This window comes from Paenibacillus tepidiphilus (assembly GCF_008635795.1).
In the GTDB taxonomy this organism is placed as follows: domain Bacteria; phylum Bacillota; class Bacilli; order Paenibacillales; family Paenibacillaceae; genus Paenibacillus_AQ; species Paenibacillus_AQ tepidiphilus.
Genome location: NZ_VWRQ01000009.1, coordinates 1 through 19,516 on the forward strand (window position 1 = coordinate 1; position 19,516 = coordinate 19,516).

14 protein-coding genes and 1 rRNA gene are annotated in these 19,516 nt (G+C 56.9%); 3 read left to right on the forward strand and 12 right to left on the reverse strand.

Annotated features, from left to right (window positions below; all coding sequences use genetic code 11):
* Positions 1–373, reverse strand: a 16S ribosomal RNA gene (locus F1379_RS13155); the annotation flags it as partial.
* 490 nt (positions 374–863) lie between these two features.
* On the opposite strand from F1379_RS13155, the gene F1379_RS13160 reads away from it, so the two are divergent.
* Positions 864–2,120, forward strand: a complete 1,257-nt coding sequence (locus tag F1379_RS13160) for an MFS transporter (RefSeq protein ID WP_150270327.1) — start codon at positions 864–866, stop codon at positions 2,118–2,120.
* Between the two features lie 174 nt (positions 2,121–2,294).
* Positions 2,295–3,563 carry a molybdopterin-dependent oxidoreductase gene (locus F1379_RS13165; RefSeq protein ID WP_150270329.1) on the forward strand — a complete coding sequence of 423 codons (1,269 nt, stop codon included), beginning with the start codon at positions 2,295–2,297 and terminating at the stop codon, positions 3,561–3,563.
* A gap of 96 nt (positions 3,564–3,659) precedes the next feature.
* Here F1379_RS13165 and F1379_RS13170 read toward each other — a convergent pair whose 3' ends face one another.
* From F1379_RS13170 to F1379_RS13205, 8 genes are all read right to left on the reverse strand, one after another.
* Positions 3,660–5,543, reverse strand: coding sequence for a transglycosylase domain-containing protein (locus tag F1379_RS13170; RefSeq protein WP_150270331.1), 1,884 nt, complete (start codon positions 5,541–5,543; stop codon positions 3,660–3,662).
* Positions 5,540–6,205, reverse strand: a complete 666-nt coding sequence (locus tag F1379_RS13175; RefSeq protein WP_150270333.1) for a hypothetical protein — start codon at positions 6,203–6,205, stop codon at positions 5,540–5,542. The genes F1379_RS13170 and F1379_RS13175 overlap by 4 nt, the downstream gene beginning before the upstream one ends.
* A gap of 113 nt (positions 6,206–6,318) precedes the next feature.
* The gene (locus F1379_RS13180; RefSeq protein WP_150270335.1) at positions 6,319–7,425 is read right to left on the reverse strand and encodes a sensor histidine kinase; all 1,107 of its coding nucleotides are present in this window, start codon (positions 7,423–7,425) and stop codon (positions 6,319–6,321) included.
* A gap of 15 nt (positions 7,426–7,440) precedes the next feature.
* Positions 7,441–8,148, reverse strand: a complete 708-nt coding sequence (locus F1379_RS13185) for a response regulator transcription factor (RefSeq protein ID WP_150270337.1) — start codon at positions 8,146–8,148, stop codon at positions 7,441–7,443.
* Between the two features lie 144 nt (positions 8,149–8,292).
* Positions 8,293–9,255 carry a hypothetical protein gene (locus F1379_RS13190; protein WP_239004661.1) on the reverse strand — a complete coding sequence of 321 codons (963 nt, stop codon included), beginning with the start codon at positions 9,253–9,255 and terminating at the stop codon, positions 8,293–8,295.
* Positions 9,256–9,268: 13 nt separating this feature from the next.
* Positions 9,269–10,606: an ABC transporter permease gene (locus F1379_RS13195; protein ID WP_150270339.1), complete on the reverse strand. Its 1,338-nt coding sequence runs from the start codon at positions 10,604–10,606 to the stop codon at positions 9,269–9,271.
* On the reverse strand, positions 10,603–11,322 hold the full coding sequence (locus F1379_RS13200; protein WP_150270341.1) for an ABC transporter ATP-binding protein: 720 nt from the start codon (positions 11,320–11,322) through the stop codon (positions 10,603–10,605). The genes F1379_RS13195 and F1379_RS13200 overlap by 4 nt, the downstream gene beginning before the upstream one ends.
* Positions 11,323–11,334: 12 nt before the next feature.
* Positions 11,335–13,056, reverse strand: a complete 1,722-nt coding sequence (locus F1379_RS13205) for an alkaline phosphatase (RefSeq protein WP_150270343.1) — start codon at positions 13,054–13,056, stop codon at positions 11,335–11,337.
* Positions 13,057–13,311: 255 nt separating this feature from the next.
* On the opposite strand from F1379_RS13205, the gene F1379_RS13210 reads away from it, so the two are divergent.
* Complete coding sequence (locus F1379_RS13210; RefSeq protein ID WP_150270345.1) at positions 13,312–13,788, forward strand: GNAT family N-acetyltransferase; 477 nt, start codon at positions 13,312–13,314, stop codon at positions 13,786–13,788.
* Positions 13,789–13,950: 162 nt separating this feature from the next.
* Here the strand turns inward: F1379_RS13210 and ligA are convergent, their stop codons facing one another.
* The 3 genes from ligA to pcrB all read right to left on the reverse strand — a co-directional run bounded on the left by ligA (position 13,951) and on the right by pcrB (position 19,382).
* Positions 13,951–15,963, reverse strand: coding sequence for an NAD-dependent DNA ligase LigA (gene ligA, locus F1379_RS13215; protein WP_150270347.1), 2,013 nt, complete (start codon positions 15,961–15,963; stop codon positions 13,951–13,953).
* A 109-nt stretch (positions 15,964–16,072) separates the two neighbouring features.
* Positions 16,073–18,415: a DNA helicase PcrA gene (pcrA, locus tag F1379_RS13220; protein WP_150270349.1), complete on the reverse strand. Its 2,343-nt coding sequence runs from the start codon at positions 18,413–18,415 to the stop codon at positions 16,073–16,075.
* 256 nt (positions 18,416–18,671) lie between these two features.
* Positions 18,672–19,382, reverse strand: a complete 711-nt coding sequence (gene pcrB / locus F1379_RS13225; protein ID WP_150270663.1) for a heptaprenylglyceryl phosphate synthase — start codon at positions 19,380–19,382, stop codon at positions 18,672–18,674.
* Positions 19,383–19,516: the final 134 nt, after the last annotated feature.

A 19,516-nucleotide genomic window follows, 5' to 3' on the forward strand; every position in this document is an offset into this window, starting at 1 on the left:
TCCCTACTGCTGCCTCCCGTAGGAGTCTGGGCCGTGTCTCAGTCCCAGTGTGGCCGTTCACCCTCTCAGGTCGGCTACGCATCGTCGCCTTGGTGAGCCGTTACCCCACCAACTAGCTAATGCGCCGCAGGCCCATCCCTTGATGACAGATTGCTCCGCCTTTCATTCTTCCGCCATGCAGCAGAAGAAATTATCCGGTATTAGCTACCGTTTCCGGTAGTTATCCCAGTCCAAGGGGCAGGTTGCCTACGTGTTACTCACCCGTCCGCCGCTAAGCTAATCAGGAGCAAGCTCCATCATAACTCCGCTCGACTTGCATGTATTAGGCACGCCGCCAGCGTTCGTCCTGAGCCAGGATCAAACTCTCCAATAAGGTTTTTTCAAGCGGTTACTTCATTCGAATTGCTTCGAGAAAATAACCATCCGAAAATCTATCGAATAAGCTGATAGCTCATTTTGAAACTGACGATTCATTAAATGAATCTATTACTTTTAAAGCGTTCCATTTGTTCAGTTTTCAAAGAACTTGCTTCCCGTCAATCAACTTTCGTTTTTTTTGAACAGGAATTAGAGTATATCATGTTGTGTTTCTTCTTGTCAACTTATTTCTTCTTCGCTTTATCAATTCAGCGTCGATGCCTCATAAGCACAAGAGCTAATATATCACGCTGAGCTCAGGTATGCAACACTTTTTTATCAAGACCCAATTTCAATGTATTACATGCCTTCTAGCCGCACAAATTGATTTCCATAATATCGAAGCTGTCGCTACAATAGAGGTTACACGGATAGTGGTTACATAGGATGTTATTTACACCCTGATTCCTTCTATTACTATTACGACTGTCCCGAAAGGAGATTATATGCAGAACGATTCTACTCCGGCTGCACAGCCGCTGAAATTGACAGGCGAGCAGCAGCGGAACAGTCAGCAGACTACGGTTTACCGGATTTTGCTGGCGATCAGCTTTGTGCATTTATTCAATGATTCCATCCAGGCCTTGATTCCGGCGATGTTTCCTATCCTTAAAGATAATCTCGTGCTCAGTTACGCCCAGATTGGCTGGATCTCTTTCGCGCTCAATATGACCTCTTCGGTAATTCAGCCGGTGATCGGCTATGCAGCGGACCGCAGGCCCCGCCCTATCCTGCTGCCGCTGGGCATGTGCTGTACTTTCCTCGGCGTGTTAATGCTGGCTTTTGCCGGGAATTATGTACTGGTCATCTTCTCGGTAATGCTTGTTGGCTTCGGCTCTGCCGCATTTCATCCGGAAGGCATGCGCGTGGCTCATATGGCCGCGGGTCAGCGCAAGGGCTTGTCCCAATCTATCTTTCAGGTAGGCGGTAACGCCGGACAATCACTCGGCCCCCTGTTAATGAAGTGGATCTTTATTCCTTTTGGGCAAATAGGGGCGCTTGGTTTCACAGTCATTGCTGCCGCCGGCATCGCGGTTCAGTCCTATGTGGCGAGATGGTACGCCCAGATGCTGAATGCGGGTTACAGCTTCAAGAGCAAATCATCCTCCCGTACAATGGATCCGGCCCGCCGCAAAAGCATATTGACCGCAACGGTAATCCTCGTCTTTATTGTATTCGTCCGTTCCTGGTACGGCGCTTCAATCGGCGGCTATTACTCTTTCTATTTGATAGACCGGTATGGTATCTCACTGGATCAGGCTCAGGTGTATATCTTTATGTACCTGGCTGCGGGGGCGGTTGGCACATTCTTCGGCGGACCGCTGGCCGACCGTTTCGGACGGCGCAATCTGATCCTGGCCTCTATGCTGGGGACTGTCCCTTTTGCGCTGGCGCTGCCTTTTGTCAATCCGTTCTGGGCGGCAGTACTTCTGATCATCTCCGGATTCATCCTGCTCTCAAGCTTTTCGGTAACCGTTATCTACGCCCAGATGCTGTACCCGGGCAAAATCGGCACCGTATCCGGCCTGATCACCGGTCTGGCGTTCGGGCTGGGCGGCATCGGATCTGTGGTCATTGGTGAACTGATCGACCGGATCGGTATCGTCACGGTGTTCGTGGCATGCGGGTTCCTTCCGCTGCTTGGCCTGCTTACTCTGCTGCTGCCGAATGACCGGAAGCTTGAGGAGTGGGCGGCTGAATAATATTGCCTGAGGATTCATCTTCTCTTCCGGGAGAGTGATGGATCCTTTTTTGTTGTATCCCGGACTTGTTACAGGAAGCTCTGCGATCCAATATCAAGCGGCTCTTTTCTAGGGTACAATTAATTAAAACTTGAACTATCTATAATGGCCCACGGGCAAGCAGGAGGGATAGGCTTGAAAAAGGCGCTTGCAACCATCCGGCGCGGATACGGGAAAAAGCTGGTGTCCATTCACAAATGGAATGCCTGGCTGGTGTTGTTTCTGGCTATAAGCGGCCTTGTGCTGATCGGAGGCTTCTGGCGGGAGGTACTGGGCGAAGGGCGGGTGTGGCTCAAATGGGCGCATATTGTCCTTGGGTTGGCACTGCTGGTCCCGGTCGTCTACTATTTGCTGCTCGCAGCCAAGCATTGGAAACGGCTGAAGGGTAAGCCGGCACAGAAAGCCAATGTGATCTTCGTGCTGGCCCTCCTGATTGGCTGGCTGCTGTCAGGCATTGTGCTGTGGCAATTCCGGCTGGCCGGGCCACGCGCGGCCAATACCGCCCTGATCATACACGATTTGCTGACCTGGGTCGGTCTTCCGGTCATCATCTATCATTCTGTAACGCGGGTCAAGTGGCTGAACCAGCCGCAGAAGCGTTCGGTCACGGCTGAGGCAATGTCCACGGAGGCGGGGGACAGATCGGCCAAACAGGAGCTGCCCAGCAGCGGCCCGCAGCCTATCTATACTCGGCGCGGTTTTATTAAGGTCGCCGTGGGGGCGGGACTGGCTGTTACCGTCGGCCCCACCTTTGTCCGTTGGGTCGGCAGGTCCCTGCAGCTGCCGGGCGCGGTGGATTACACGGCAGAGAATGCCAATGCGCTGCTCCCAGACCCCGTCCCTCTGGCAGATTCCTCTCCCCCGGTAGGCGGAGGAGCGGACGGATACTTCCGTGTATATACCGTGACGGATATCCCGGCGTTCGACAACTCCAACTGGTCGTTTACTGTCGATGGTCTCGTGGACAAACCGCTGCACTGGAATTGGGAGCAGTTCGTACAATTGCAGCGTGAAGTCCAGGTCAGCGACTTCCACTGCGTTACCGGCTGGTCGGTCTATAAGAATACCTGGGAGGGCATCCCGCTCTCCAGACTGATGGACATGGCCGGCGTGCGGCCTGAAGCGGTCATGGTCAAGCTCTACTCCGGCGACGGCGTCTATACCGATTCTCTGACGCTTCCGCAGGCGCGGATGGAGGATGTAATGGTGGCTGTCCTGCATGACGGCAAGCCGATCCCCAATCAGCTCGGCGGGCCGGTCCGTCTTGTCACGCCCCAGATGTATGCCTACAAGTCGGTGAAGTGGCTGAACCGGATCGAGCTGATTGCCGAGGATCACGTCGGCTATTGGGAGCAGCGCGGGTATGACAAGGATGCCTGGCTGCCCGGAGCCAAACGGGTGTAGAACAGGCTTCATAAAACGCCCTGTACAGGAACGGGCGGTAAAACCACCTGCACTGGAAGCTCTGTACCTGTACACGAGCAGTATCTGTAACGGGCTTTACCAAGATCCGCTTCCCGTTACAACCTTTGACATCACGGCCGCGAACAAGGCGGCGGCTTTGCCGCTGCCTTCGTACAATACATGCTCCTTGTCGGTGCGGTCGAAGCCCATCCAGACAGCCGCTGTCCAATCCGGCGTATAGCCGGCAAACCACAAATCCCGGTTAGCCTTGGCGGAGACACCGGGCAGGCCAGCCTGGGTGGTTCCGGTCTTCCCGGCCACGGGAACGGCCAGTCTCGCCTTCCTCCCCGTCCCTCCGTTCACCGCTTCGCGGAGCATTCGGGTCATGCTCTCCGCTGTCTGCGCCTTGATTACCCTTTGCGGTTCCGGCTCGTAGCGGTAGAGAAGCCGCCCATCCGCACCCGTAATGCTCCGCACGGTATGGGCTTCTTGATATATCCCGCCGCTGGCAAAAACACTGTAAGCCTGCGCCAGCTTCAAGGGCGATACTCCCTGGTGCAGCCCTCCGAGTGCAATGGACAAATGACTGTCCTCCGGCGGCAGCGCAATACCCAGCCTGGCCGCAAATTGCCGTGCCGGGGATATCCCCACCTGCTTCAGCAGCCACACGGCAGGGGCGTTGATCGACTCCCGGAGGGCCGTACGCATACTGACCTGTCCCCGGTAGACACCGTTCACGTTCTCCGGGCTGTAACCCCCGTATTTCTGCTTACGGTCCGGTAATATGCTGTCCGCTGTATACCGTCCGCTCTCCAGCGCCGGCCCATAGGCTATAATCGGCTTAAAAGCGGAGCCCGGCTGGCGTGCGTCAATAATGGCCCGGTTCAGGCTGCCTGTGGCTGCATCCCTGCCGCCGATCAGCGCAGCCACTTCACCGCTGTGCTGGTCTATAATGACCATCGCCGCCTCAACCCGGGCAGATGCACCGTCAGGCGGGAAATTGTCTGCGTTGCGGAAGGCCTGCTCCAGCGCTCCCTGTGCCTGGGCGTTCATGGCAGTCAGTATCCGGTAACCGCCGGTCTTCAGCTCTTCCGGAGTTATGCCGGTATGGCGGGCCGCTTCCTGGAGCGCCGCATCAATATAAGAAGCGCCTATGTAGCTGCTTTCACCAGCGGCCTTGGGCGGATGGTATTCTCCGCGGGCGGCCAGCGCCCGTTCCTGTGCAGTAATCAACCCCTGCTGCTCCATAATCCGCAGCACCAGCTCCTGCCTCGCGGAAGACACGGCATTATTCTCCGCAGGGTTGTAAATGGAGGGCCCCTTCGGGGTCGCTGCCAGAGCGGCAATCTGCCCTATATCAAGCTGCCGTAAATCCGTTACACCGAAATAGTATTCGGCAGCGGTTTTCACTCCGTACTGCCCCTGTCCCATATAGATCTGGTTCAGATATAGCTCCAGAATCTCATCCTTGGACAGCCTTCTCTCCAGCGTCAGCGCAATGGAGGCTTCATTCAGCTTCCGCAGCAGTGTCCGGCTCCGGTCCAGATACAGATTACGGGCCAACTGTTGGGTGATGCTGCTGCCGCCCTCCGTAATCTGCAAGTTGAGCGTGTTGCGGACAGCCGCGCGGGCAATTCCGGAATAATCGAGTCCGTTATGGGTGTAGAACCGCCGGTCCTCCACTGCCAGAACAGTCTGTATCAGCAGCTCCGGCATTTCGGTAAGACGGGCTATGCTGCGGTACCCCGATTCCGGCAGGCGGATTCTGCGCAGAACCGTTCCATCCGCGCCGAGAATGACGCTGGATTCCTGAAGAATCAGCCGGTCGGCGGCACGGTTCACAACCGTCTGCCCATAGGTATGGATGTATAACAGCAGCGCTAAGAACAGAAGCGCAGCAAGCACAGCCAGATCAAAGCCGATGTAGACCGCCCGTCCTGGAAACCTCCGGCGGAAGGCGGCTCCATGTCTGGCTCTCATGACTCCGCCAGCAGGCTTGCCAGGACCTGCTCCATACCCGCCGCTTCGTGCCGGAGCGCCTTCAACTGCTCCGCAGGCCAGCCCTCAAGAGACGCATTGTGCGTCAGAGTGTCCAGCATGCGCTGCAATGTCCGCAGCCGAAGAGCAAGCGTAAGCAGCTCTTCATGTCCGGGTCTCTCCACCCCTGCGGACTCCATGGCTGAAGGAGCTGCCGGGGCTGCAGCGGGCGGGAATGGTTCACGAGAATCCAGTATCCGCAGGTGTTCGGCGATCAACCCCAGCTCCCCGCCGGACATAACCTTCAGCTCCCGCAGTGAGCCGCGCTGCGCCAGATCCCCCGTCGCCTGCACGAGCGAACGGAGATCATCCGCCTGCTTCTGCGAACGCAGCAGAAAGAACAGCACAAACAGTCCGGCGAACAGCAGCAGTGCCACCGGCGTCCGCCCGATATGATTAATGATCCAGCGCAGCAGACGGATGGCCATAGCGGCAGAATCCGGCGTGTTACGTGCATACAGATAGCCTGCCGCTGAATGCAGGATCAGAATGGCGGCTCCGCTCAGCAGCAAGCTCCCTATGCAGATATAGAGATATACGGCGCGCACTGTGTATTTGTTGAACAACTCATTTCCTTTGTTAAACCAATTATTGCTTTTGAACAAGACAATCCCCTCCCGTTACCCGGACGCCGCTTCCGCCCGTAAGCAACAGGATACCTGTAAAATCTAAAGAATCCCCCGCAAACTTCTAAAGATCCTCTTAAGATTTCCCCATCTTAAGCCGGCGGCGGAATCAGCGGAAAGCGGGTAATGAAATCAGTGCGGCTGCTGTCGCTCTGCGCTGTAATGCTGCCCTGATGGCGTTCCACAATGCCTTTGGCAATGGCCAGACCCAGACCGGAACCGCCGGTATGCCGCGAACGCGAGCGTTCGGCTCGGTAGAACCTTTCGAAGATGAGCGGCAAGTCGCTCTCCGCAATCATCTCCCCAAAGTTGCTGATCCGCACAACGGCTTCCTCCTCCTCCCGGAGAAGGACAATCTCCAGTCTGCGGCCGTCTTGTCCGTAGCGGATCGCATTGGTAATCAAATTCTCATACGCACGCAGCAGCTCGAAGGGGGCTCCCTGAATCCAGAGCGCATCCGGGGTATCGTGAAGTTCATATACCATACCCGCCCGGGCCAGCTCTGTCACCGACTCCTCCGCCAGCTGCCGGATGAAGGCCTTCAGATCCAGCGGCTCGGCCACCAGCGGCTGCCCGCCGCTGTTCACCCGGGTGTATTCGAACAGGTCGTCGATCAGCTTGCGCAGGACCAGTGTTTTTTGATAGGCAATGGCGACATAATAGCGCAGCTCCGTCTCCTCCCGGCAGCGGTCCTGCTCGATATATTCCAGATACCCCAGCATTGAGGTCAGCGGTGTGCGCAAATCGTGGGAGACCCCGGTGATAAGGTCGTTTTTGGCCTGGACGGCCTTTCGTTCCTCCAGCAGGGATTGCTTCAGCCGCTCAGACATGATATTGATATTCTCCGCCAGTACCCCGAGCTCGTCGCCGGTTCTGACCGCGATCGGCTGGAATTCCCCCAGCTTCGTTATCTGCTGGATGCCGCGGGTAATTTCCTCAAGGTAGGAAACGATTTTGCGCGTATAGAGAAAAAAGAACAGCACAAAGCTGGCAATACCCACCGCCGCCATCACCGGTAGAGACCCGATATGAATGACGATCCATTTCAGCACCGGTGCTGCGGGCGACGCCGGATTGTTAAGCAGCAGAAAACTGGCTAGCCGGTAGCCTCCCAGGAGGATGACGGCACCGGTCATCATACTTAAAATAAACGCCCAGATGAACTTCCAGCGTACGGTATTTATATATTTGACACTCATCTGCTCACCTCCGCCTTAATAAGGCCCGTCCAATTTATAACCGACGCCCCAGACGGTCTGAATATAGCGGGGCTGCTTGGGTTCCGGCTCGATTTTCTCGCGGAGGTTGCGGATATGCACCATTACGGTGCTTCCCCCGTCCAGAAAGGGCTCATTCCAGATATTCCGGTAGATCTGCTCCATGCTCAGCACCTGCCCCTGATGACGTGCCAGCAGCTCCAGAATGGAGAACTCGCGCGGAGTGAGCTTGACCTTCCGTCCGCCGGCACTCACCTCATGCTTCAATATATCAATTACCAGATCATCAAACACCAGCTCGTTCTCACTGCTCTTCGCCGTCGTATCCTTATTCAGCCGGTGATAGCGCCGCAGCTGGGACTTGACCCGCGCTACCAGCTCCAGCGGATTAAACGGCTTGCCGACATAATCATCCGCCCCGATGCTGAGCCCGGCGATCTTGTCCATATCGGTATTTTTGGCGGAGAGCATAATGATCGGCATGTTCCGCTCCTCGCGGATCCGCATACAGGCGGCAATCCCGTCGAGGTTCGGCATCATCACATCCATAATAATCAGGTCTACCGTCTCCTGCTCCAGGCAGGCCAAGGCTTCCATTCCGTCAAAAGCCTTCAGCAGCCGGTAGCCCTCGTTGCTTAAATAGATCTCCAGCAGGTTCACGATCTCACGTTCATCATCCACCAGCAGTATCGTTTCTTGTCTCACAGTCAGCAATCCTTTCCTGATCCGGGTTCAGTTAGCACTGCCTCTATCATACTATGAGAAGCTGCCCGAACGAAAAAGCAAAAAGCCTGCGTGACCGGACACATGTCCCGGACCAACACAGGCTTATGGCATACTGACAGAGGATTACAGGCTCTTGAAGGAGGCGTCATAGAGCCGGAACATTGTTTTGTAGCCGGATTCGTCGATCTTGATGCCGACATCCAGGCGTCCGCTGATCTCCAGCGCACCGGAGGTATAGCGGAGCTTGCTGCCTTCCGGCACAAATACGATCATGATTTTGTTCCAGTAGGTCTCGTCGCCGTTGTCGAACGGACATTCTGCTCCCGGCTCCGGAATCAGCAGGAACCAGTTCTTCTCGAACGACAGCACCTCGCCCATGAAGCCTTTAATGGTCACCTTGCTGCCGCTCAGATCCCAGAACTCCTCCGAAGGCCGGGTCTGGTCGTCGCCGTCAAAGAAGCCGTCCCAGCCGATCAATGTATTGCCGGCTGGCGCCTTGTCCGCGGGCGCGGGCGGTTTCGCGCTTGCGGCTTGGGTGGCCGCCGGACTTGGCGCGGCGGCAGCTTCGGTGGCCCCCGGCGTCGCTGAGCCGGGGGCGGCGCTTGCAGCGGCTGCAGGCGCCGCTGCGGGCTTCGGTGCGGCAGCGGTGCTGGCCGCTGCCGCGCTGCCCGGCGGGCGCTCCCCCGCCGGGGAGGCCTGCGGCGCAGCCGGCGCGGTGCCCGGCTGGCCGGAGGCGGCCGGTGCCGGCGCGGCACTGCGCGGCGCCGGGGAAACGGCAGCGGCGGCCTCCGCTGCTGGCGGCGACGCTGCTGGCGGCGACGCTGCCGCCGAGGCCGGCCCGCCGGCAGGCGCAGCGGCCGTGGCGGCATTGCCGGTAGCCGACGGCAGCGCACCTTCGGCTGCCGGCTGGCTTGCTTCCGCAGCGGCAGCTGCCGTGGCTGAAGCTTCCGCCGGTGTGCCATTGCCGGCAGCCGCAGCGAAGGATTCTCCGCCGGCGGAGTCTTGGTCTTGTCCGCAAGCCCCAAGCATCAGCATGGCAATAAGCACTCCTGTCAGCGGCCATAACCTGCTCTGTACTGTTCTCAACGTGGTGTACCTCCTAAGATTTGAACAACGCAAGCGGATGCTGGCGGTACATCCGGAAAGCCGGCCCGAGCGAAGACAGCAGTCCAATCGCCAGCGCGCCCAGAATAATGAGCACATGCTCCGAAGTGAAATGAAAAGGCTGAATCTGGATGCCGGCCTGTGCAAATAAAGCATCCTTGAGCATAGCTGCACCTGCATGTCCCAGCACAAGACCGGCAAGTAGTCCTGCAGCCGTTACCAATATGCCCTCGCTGGTCAGCGTCAGCCAGACATAGGCCCGGGATTTACCGAGCAGGCGGAGCAGGCCCACGTCCTTGGTCCGTTCTCCGGCTGCCGCAATTAATGAGAGCAGGATCGCAACTGCTGCCAGCAGCACGCAGATGGCCGTTAGCACGCCAACCAGCTTAGAGCCCTGGTCTACGGCGTTCAGCACATCGCCTACGGCATGGCTCGTATAGACGGCCTGTACACCATTCTCTCCGTCCAGCGCCTCTTTCAGCGCATGGGCGCCCAGCAGGCTGGCGGGCTTCACCAGGACCGCCGTAATTTCGCGCTCTTCGGGCGTCAGCCCGTGCACCGCCCAGGCGTAGTCGGTCGTTGTAAACACCGCGCGGTCATCGGGCGTATGCAGCTCAGGCAGAATGCCGGCTACCGTATACCGGAAGCTCTCATGGGCATGCGCCTCCTCCGTTCCGCCGGCTGCGTGTGCATCTCCATCTTCTCCAGCTCCGGAAGTCTGCTCTTCTCCATGCCCCCCGGCTGCACTTTCATGCTGGTCTTCATGCTCCTCTGCTCCGCCGCCGTGTACATCATCATGATCATCGTCATGATGATCTTCATGGCCTTCCTCCTGCACCAGCCCATGCGCTCCGGCAAAGGTATCCCCTACCTGAAGCCCCAGTGTTCTGGCGACATAGGCGCCGACAATCGTCTCACCGGTAGAAGCATACATCGCACCTTCCTGCAGACGTCCGCCGTCATAACGGACAGCAAAGTATCCGGGGTCGATGCCGACAATCGGAAACCCTTTATAGTTGTCTCCGGCCGTCATCGCATAGGCCTGATCGACACCGGCATCCGCCTGGGCCTGCTCCAGCACCGCAAGCGGGATATTGCCGGTCGGAGCGCCGACATGATAGAACGTGTTCAGCACGAGCTGGGTCTCGCTGCCCGCTGCCCCGATGACCAGATCGAAGGGACCGTAGCCCCGCTTGGCTCCTTCCTCGACACTCTCCCTGGACAACGACAGCAGTACGATAAAAGCGACCGTCACGGCGACTGCCCCCACCGTCAGCAAGGACAGAAAGCGCCGGTGCCAAATGTTGCGCAGTGTCAAGTGGAATAAGCTCATACAATCCCTTCTTTCCGCTGCTCCGCTCCGGGCGGCCTGCCTTGCGGCTTCTCGCGGCGGACACGGTTAATGTCCTGAATGTTCAGCCGCCGGGGAAAGCGGGCCGCCATATTCAAGTCGTGGGTGACCACAATCAGCGTATGCCCCTGTGCGATGCTCAAATTCAGCAGCAGAGAGGAGATTTCATCTGCGGTCTCCCAGTCCAGGCTGCCGGTGGGCTCATCGGCCAGCACCAGCGCGGGATGGTTGACCAGTGCGCGCACAATTGCCACCCGCTGCTGCTGGCCGCGGGAGAGCTGGGAAGGCAGATGCCCGCCGCGCTCGCTTAAACCTACCCGCTCCAGCCAATCGTCCACAAGCTGCCGCCGCTGCTTGTGGGCAAGCGGGGTGGTCAGGGCAATCTCTACATTCTGCCTGGCCGTCAGCGCAGGAATGAGATGGAATTCCTGCAGCACATACCCGATATGGGCGGCGCGGAACCGGTCCCGCGCCGCCTCCTTCATGTGCTGCAGCGGTGTCCCGTCCACCTGGATGCTGCCGCTGTCCGGCTGCAGAATGCCGCTGACCAGATGCAGCAGCGTGCTTTTGCCGGAGCCGCTCGGTCCGGTGATCGCTACCTGTTCCCCGCGCTCTACACGCCACTCTGGAATATCAAGAATGGGCACCGTTCTTCCGTCTACGCGAAAATGCTTGTTCAGCTCATGAATCTGGAGCAAGGCCTGCCACTCCTATCTCAGTGAAATCCGTTCGGAGAGCGAATCCCATTTCAAAGTCGTGCCCTTCAACTGGCTGAATGCGCCAAGCGGCAGATACAGCACGCCGTTATCTACATCCACGGTGTAGGATGCAGCTTTGCCGTTAAAGGTTGCCGTACCGGCTGTAAGGTTAACGTTCAGCGTATTTTTTTGCAGCGTCAGTTTCGCAGTGGTGGCATTGCCTGTGTACGAGCCGCCAAGCGCTTTAACCAGTGCGGATGCAGGATAGAGCACTTCGTTGTCGCGGCTGATTTTAAATTTCGGATACACATATTTCGATTGCAGCTCACTGGAACGCTTATTCAAATCAAGGCCGAGTGTAGCAGCGCCCGCTTTGGCAATCTGCGTATTGTCCACCTGCCCTCTGACCTGATCGGCAATCGGACCGTACGCCCAGATCCCAACATCCACAGCCGAATGGCCATGTCCTGACCAGCCGACCAACAGACGCTTGGATACCACGGCATTATAGGCTCCCTCACGCTTATAGGAGGAGCCGTCGCCCGCCATAATTTGCGCCACTTCTTCGTCGGTCAGATCGGTAATCCACGTATTCTGGGTCACGATGCTGCGGATTTCCTCGGCAGTCTGGGCGGCTTCCAGCGAGGCGGCGATACTTTCCGAGGAATGCTTCTGCTTATCCCACAGATCGATATTGATTTCATAGATATTGTCGCGGGAGAGCGACAGACCGCCTGTCTCGTGGTCGGCTGTAACGACTACAGAGGTATTGCCGTCTTTTTTGGCGAAATCAATGGCTGTCTTAAAGGCCGCGTCGAAGTCGAGCGCTTCCTGCACCAGTGTCGGCAGATCGTTGGCATGACCCGCATGGTCGATGCGTCCGCCTTCAATCATGATCACAAAGCCGTCTTTGTCTGCGGACAGGATATTCAGCGCTTTAGCGGTCATTTGCGACAGGCTGGGAATTTCCGCTGTACGGTCAGGTACATAGGCCACATGGGAGCTGCCGAAGAGGCCGAGCACCTTGTCATTCTTGGAGGTCAGTTTACTCAGTGCACTGGTGTTCTCCACGACGATATAGCCTTTGGCGGTAAAATCGCCCAGAATGTTCTTGTCCGAGCGTTTGCCCTTCTCATCCTTGGTGACAAAGAACTGCTTGCCCCCGCCCATCAGCACATCGACGCCGCTCTCCAAATACTGTGATGCAATGGCTGCCTCATTGTCGCGGCTGCGGACATGGGATGCATATACTGCCGGAGTGGCATGCGTAATCCGCGCCGTTGTAACGAGTCCTGTCGCCTTACCGGTGCTTTCAGCCGCTTCGATAATCGAAGCAAACGGCTTCGACACATCCTCATTGGAGACGCTGATGCCGGCATTGTACGTCTTGTGGCCTGTGGCAAAAGCAGTGCCCGCCGACGCGGAGTCCGTGACGATTCCCGATACTACCGTTCCGCCGTCTTCGCCGCGGTCCGCATATGTAGTAGCTTGTCCCACATAGTAGGGGTCCAGGTTCAAGTGACTGATATTCTTGGTGTACTGCTGATAGTATCTCGCTGCAGAAATCTGCGCCGGACCCATGCCGTCGCCGATCAGTACAATCAGGTTTTTGGATTTCGCCTTAGCCGCTCCCCCGGCCGTATTACTGCTCTGTGCCGCCGTTGCCAGTGTTGCCCCGGAGACGACAGCTGCCGCCAAACCTCCAATTACCATACCCCTCATTAACTTGTTCATGGTATTCCCCTTCCTTGTAATGGATATCTTCACCAATTCTACATGAGGAAGGTTATGGAATTGTCAAAATAAGTTAAGGGTTGTATTAAATCCTTCATGGCGCTAAGGTGGATTGGTAGCTACCATTGGAGAGACGTCATTCAATACGAGGAATCCGGGAAGACTGTGCCGAATTGCCGAATAGTTGAAAGAGATTACGAGAGTCAGACCAATTACACCTATGATTCTGAACTGTCTTAATGGAGGGAAATACGCATGGAAGTTTCATTATGTAAAGCCGACGTAAGCGAGGCGGCACTTATTCACGAAATGCAGGTCAGAGCCTTTATGCCTTTACTCGAAAAATACCAGGATTTCGAGACAAGCCCTGCGAATGAGTCCGTAGAACGGGTGAGCGCGCGCATCAGTCAGCCACTGTCCGATTATTACATTATTAAGTATGGCGAGGCAGCGGTCGGCGGAGTCCGGGTCGTGCAAAAGGAAAACCACCTGCATTGGGTCAGCCCGGTATTTATATTGCCTGAGTACCAGGGCCACGGCATTGCCCAAAGCGTTTTTGCAATCCTTGAGCAGATCTATCCCGATGCCCGGCTGTGGGGGCTGGCTACCATCCTCCAGGAGGAACGGAATTGTTACCTGTATGAGAAGCTGGGCTATGTACGAACAGGAGAGCCCAAAGCCATCAATGATAAATTGACTATCGTAGTGTATGAGAAACATCTCCAGGGGTAGAGCTTATAAACGCCTATATTATAAAAAAGCCCTGTGGGCCTCGCCGTTAAGCGAATGTCCCACAGGGCTTTCGTATGCAGAGAGTTGGGCCTCCATCAAGCCAATTCGGCTGTAAGGCTGCCCTTCTCCTGTTCTTATAGCTCATTGCTCATTGCTCAGTGTTCAGCTTTCCAGCAGCCGCAGCAGCTCATCTTCGTCGTCGATGACGGTGATGCCAAGCTGCTGCGCCTTGGCCAGCTTGCTGCCCGCCTTCTCCCCGGCGATGACCAGATCCGTCTTCTTGGAGACGCTGCCGGACACCTTGGCCCCCAGCGCTTCCAGCCGCTCGGCTGCCTCATCCCGGGTAAGCTTGTGCAGCGTACCGGTCAGAACAACGGTCTTGCCGCTGAAGAAGGAATCTGTGCTGACCTGGCGCGGCGCCTCCGGCTCTTTAGGCTGCACACCCAGCTCCAGCAGACGGTTGATTCCCGTTACGATGAACGGGTCGGCGAAGTAGCTGACGATGCTCTCAGCGACAATGCCGCCGACATCGGGCAATCCGGTCAGTTCCTCCACGGTGGCGTTCATCACTGCGTCAAGGCTGCGGAAATGATCGGCCAGCATCCGGGTGGTCGCCTTGCCGGTATTCGGGATACCAAGGGCGTACAGGAAGGAGGCGAGGTCGCGCCCCTTGCTCTCCTCAAGCGCCTTGAGCAGATTGTCGGCCTTTTTCTCACCGAAGCGTTCCAGCTTCACAAGCTGCTCCAGCTTCAGCTCATACAGATCCGCCGGCTCACGGACATTCAGTTCCTCGTACAGCTGTCCGGCCGTCTTGTCGCTGAAGGTCTCGATGTCCATGGCGTCGCGGGACGCGTAATGGGTGATCCGCGAAATAATCTGCGGCTTGCAGTTCAGCTTGTTGTTGCAAAAGAGATGGGCGCCGCGCATTTCCAGCGGGAAACCGCATGCCGGACAATCAACCGGATAGATAATCTCGCCGCCGTCACTCTCTTCCGTAACCTTGCCGAGGATCTCCGGAATGACATCGTTAGAGCGGCGGATGAAGACCCGCGTGCCCAGGGCAAACTTCAGATTCTTGCGTTCGATATCGCCGACGTTGTTGAGCGTGCAGTTTTGCACGGTAACCCCAGCCAATTCCACCGCCTCCACACGGGCGAGCGGGGTGACCTTGCCCGTACGGCCCACATTCCAGCTGACCGACTCCAGGATCGTTGTCGTCTCTTCAGCCTCGAATTTGTAAGCTACCGCCCAGCGCGGGAATTTATCGGTATAGCCAAGCACCTCACGGATGCGGAAATCGGTGACCTTGATAACGGCCCCGTCGATCAGGTAGTCCAGACTGGCCCGCTTCTCTTCGATCTCCGCGAGCTGCTCGGTCACATCATCGAAGTTCTCGAAATAGGTCAGGTATGGATTTACCTTGAACTGGTTGGTCCGCAGGAAATTCATCATTTCCTGATGATCGGCAAACTGCGTGCCTTCCGCATACCCCACATTGTAAAAGTAGGCGTTCAGCCTGCGCTCGGCCGTTAGCTTCGGATTCAAATTCCGCAGCGCTCCGGCCGCACCGTTGCGCGCATTCTTCAGCGGCTCTGCCGCGCGGGTATTGTAGTCTGCCAGCACGGACAAATTCATAATCCCCTCGCCCTGCACTTCGATCAGTCCGTCCTTGAACGGAATGGTCAGCGGCACGGACTTGATCGTCTTCACCTGGGCCAGAATTCCCTCGCCGACTACGCCATTGCCGCGCGTAGCCGCCTGTACCAGCTTGCCGCCCTCATAGGTAAGATTAAGCGTCAGGCCGTCGAACTTCAGCTCCACCGCATAGCAGGGCGCAGGCAGCGGCCGCTCCGGATTCTTGGTGTTGTAGTCATTCACCAGCTTAAGCACCCGTGTGTTCCAGCTGCGAAGCTGCTCAATATTTTGCGCTTTATCCAGACTCCACAGCGGCGCCAGATGCCGGTGCGGTGTGAAGCCCTTCAGCAGCTCCCCGCCTACCCGCTGGGTCGGCGAATCGGGCAAAGCAATCCCGCTTTGTGTCTCCAGGGCCAGCAGCTTATCATAGAGAACGTCATATTCCTTGTCGCTGACCAGCGGCGCGTCGAGCGTATAGTAATGATAGTTGTATTTATTCAGCTCGGCGACGAGCTCTTCCATGGTATGCATTTGATCCATCCGGGCAGATCCCTCCGTATCGGGGTTAAAGTACCGCTTCTTAGTATCTTTATATTCCATAATCGCATTCGTTAACCGTATGCGGTTATCCTGCGGCTTATTCTGCCGATTATTCGACCTTCGTAATCGGTGCGAACCCGGCCAGCAGGCGCTTCACGCCTGTCGGCGCCGGAAAAGCAATCTGCAGCTCCGTATCGTTTCCACTGCCCTTCACGGCCACAATGGTGCCGATGCCCCATTTGCCGTGGGACACCTTGTCGCCGGCCTTGAAGCCGTCCGGCGACACCGCTCCCGGAGCGCGCATTGCGGCTCCGGTCGTCACGGTCACGCGGCCCGCTGACGGGGCCGCGGAGGCTGTGCTGCCGCCGCTTGCTGCTGCGGCGGCTCCGCCAGTTGCGGCAGCGCCTGTGCGGCTGCCGAAGTTGCTGCGGCTGCCGCTGCCGAAGCCGCGGCTGCCGTAGGCTCCGCCGGCGTCAATGCCGCGCCGGAAGCGGTCGCCCCCGGAGCCGGTATCTTCCCTCAGCTCCTCGGGAATCTCCTCCAGGAAGCGGGACGGCGCATTCGCGGTCGTCCGCCCGAACAGCGTGCGGCTGCGCGCGCAGCTGAGGAACAGCTGCTTCTCCGCACGCGTAATGCCCACATACGCCAGCCGGCGTTCTTCTTCCAGCTCCTGATCGTCCTGGAAAGCCCGGCTGTGCGGGAAGACCCCTTCCTCCATGCCGATGATGAAGACAACCGGGAACTCCAGGCCCTTGGCGCTGTGCATCGTCATCAGTACAACAGCATCGCTGCGCTCTTCCTCGTCATCGTTCACGCTGTCGATATCGGCAATCAGCGCAAGATCCGTCAGGAAGGACACGAGCGACTTGTCGTCGTTGTTCTTCTCAAATTCCATCGTTACGGACAGGAACTCGTCGATGTTCTCCAGCCGCGCGCGCGATTCCAGCGTGTTCTCGTTCTGCAGCTCCAGGCGGTACTGCGACATCTCGAGCACCTTCTCCGTTAACTCCGTTACGGACAGGAACTCCACCATCCGGTGCAGCGCCTCGATCATATCGTAGAACTCGACCAGGGCGTTACGCGTCTTCCCGGCAAAGCCCAGATCATCGACAGTCTCCAGCACCCGGAAGATGGATACGCCGCGTTCGCCCGCAGCTGCAGCCAGCTTGGCAACGGTCGTATCGCCAATCCCCCGCTTCGGCACGTTGATAATACGCACCAGGCTGATATCGTCGTCGGGATTGGAGAGCAGGCGCAGATAAGCCAGCAGGTCCTTGATTTCCTTACGGTCATAGAACTTAATGCCGCCGACAATTTGGTACGGGATATCAGATTTAATCAGAATTTCTTCTATAACACGGGACTGGGCGTTCGTGCGGTACAGAATGGCGTGATTCTGGTAGGCCTGGCCCTGCTTTACATTCTTGCTGATCTCTCCGGTGATGAAATAGCCTTCATCATGTTCCGTATCCCCGCGGTATACCTTGATCTTCTCGCCCTCGGCAGAATCCGTCCAGAGCTTCTTCGGCTTACGCCCGGAGTTGCGGGCAATTACGCCGTTGGCGGCATTCAGTATGTTGGAAGTCGAGCGGTAGTTCTGCTCCAGCAGAATTGTCTTCGCTTCAGGATAATCCTCTTCGAAATTGAGAATGTTCGAAATATCGGCGCCACGCCAGCGGTAGATTGACTGGTCACTGTCGCCGACGACGCATATCCGGTGATGGCCGTCCGCCAGCATCTGGCAGAGCATATACTGCGCCCGGTTAGTATCCTGATACTCATCGACGTGAATATACTTGAATTTCTTTTGGTAGAAATCAAGCACTTCCGGCACAGTCTTGAACAGCTCGATCGTCTTCATAATAAGATCGTCGAAATCGAGCGAGTTGTTGCTCTTCAGCCGCTTCTGGTACATCGTATACACCTTGGCGACGATACCTTCGAAATAATCGCCGATCTTCTGCTCGTATTGCGCCGGAGTCACCAGTTCATTCTTGGCGGTGCTGATCATCGCCTGTACGGCTTTAGGCTCGAATTTCTTGGTATCAATATTCTGATCCTTCATGCAGTTTCGGATGACAGACAGCTGGTCCGCTGAATCCAGAATCGAGAAATTGGAGGTGAAGCCAATCCGCTCAATATCCTTGCGCAGAATGCGTACGCACATCGAGTGGAATGTCGAGACCCAGATGTCACGGCCTTCCGGACCCACCAGCTTGGAGACACGGTCCTGCATTTCGCGTGCCGCTTTATTGGTAAAGGTAATCGCCAGGATAGCCCATGGCGGCGCCTTGCGGGTGGCTATAAGATAAGCGATCCGGTGTGTCAGTACCCGGGTCTTGCCGCTGCCTGCACCGGCCATAATCAGAAGGGGGCCCTCCGTTGTTTCGACCGCCTGCCGCTGCGGGGGATTCAACCGGCTTATGGCGTCATGTATGTTAACAAGCTGCATGGTAAACATGCTCCTTTCTGCAAATAAACCTTTATTAAATTGAACTAATTTATTCTATATCGGATTTGCCGTGACTCCAAAGAATGTTTGGACCTCCGGCCGCTGTTGTCTGAAGATTTCTTTAATTGTAGCCGCTATTCGCGGTAGAAATCCGCAGACAAAGGCGGGCGCTATCGCTCCTCCAGTTCCAAACTTCTCCTCCGCCACTTCTTCCTTTAAGATTATTTACAAGTCCAATTTATAAAGTTTCTTTTATTTAATCAACAGCAAGCTTCACCGTATTCTTCACGGCCTCAACCGTAGCCAGCCCCTGCTGCACATCGCTGTATATAATGTTGCCGACCACGACCGTATCGCACAGAGCGGCCGCTTGCTTAGCTTCAGTCTCACTCTTAATGCCGCCTCCGTAGAAGAGCTGGCTGCACTCAACCACTTCCCTAACCGTGCGTACGGTTTCCATATCGCCGAAGGTACCGCTGTATTCCAGGTACACTACCGGCAGCTGCATCAGCTTGTCCGCTATCTGCGCATAGGCAGCCGTCTCCTCGGCGTTCAGCGCGCAGTCCGCTCCCGTCAGTCTGGCCACGGAGGAATCGGCGTTCAGCACGATATAACCCTCTGTCAGCAGCAGATCCCAGGGAATCAGGCTTCCATAGCGCTCAATCGCCTTGCGGTGCTGTCCGAGAACCCAGGCGGTATCAGCGGTGTTCAGCACCATCGGAATCATATACAGGTCAAAGCCCGGGACCGCCGCCGCCAGATCGGATACCTCCAGCGCGCATGGGAGCCCGTAGGGGCGTAGCCTGTGCAGCAGATCCTGCGTATTCCTGTACGTCACACCGGTAGAGCCGCCCACCAGAATGGCGTCGGTTCCGGAGCCGCAGACGAGCGCGAGCTCCGCTTCGCCGAGCTCCCGATCCGGGTCGAGCTTAAATACATGCCGCCAGGGCTTGATCAGTTGCCGCATTTCGTTCATGGCCGTCCATCCTCATTCATTAATTCACAGCCTGCAGGCCGTACTCGCAGGCCCCAAAACCGTAACTCTAGCATATGCCAGCGGCAAGGGGGTGTCAATTTATCGGGCAGAAAAAATGCGAACAT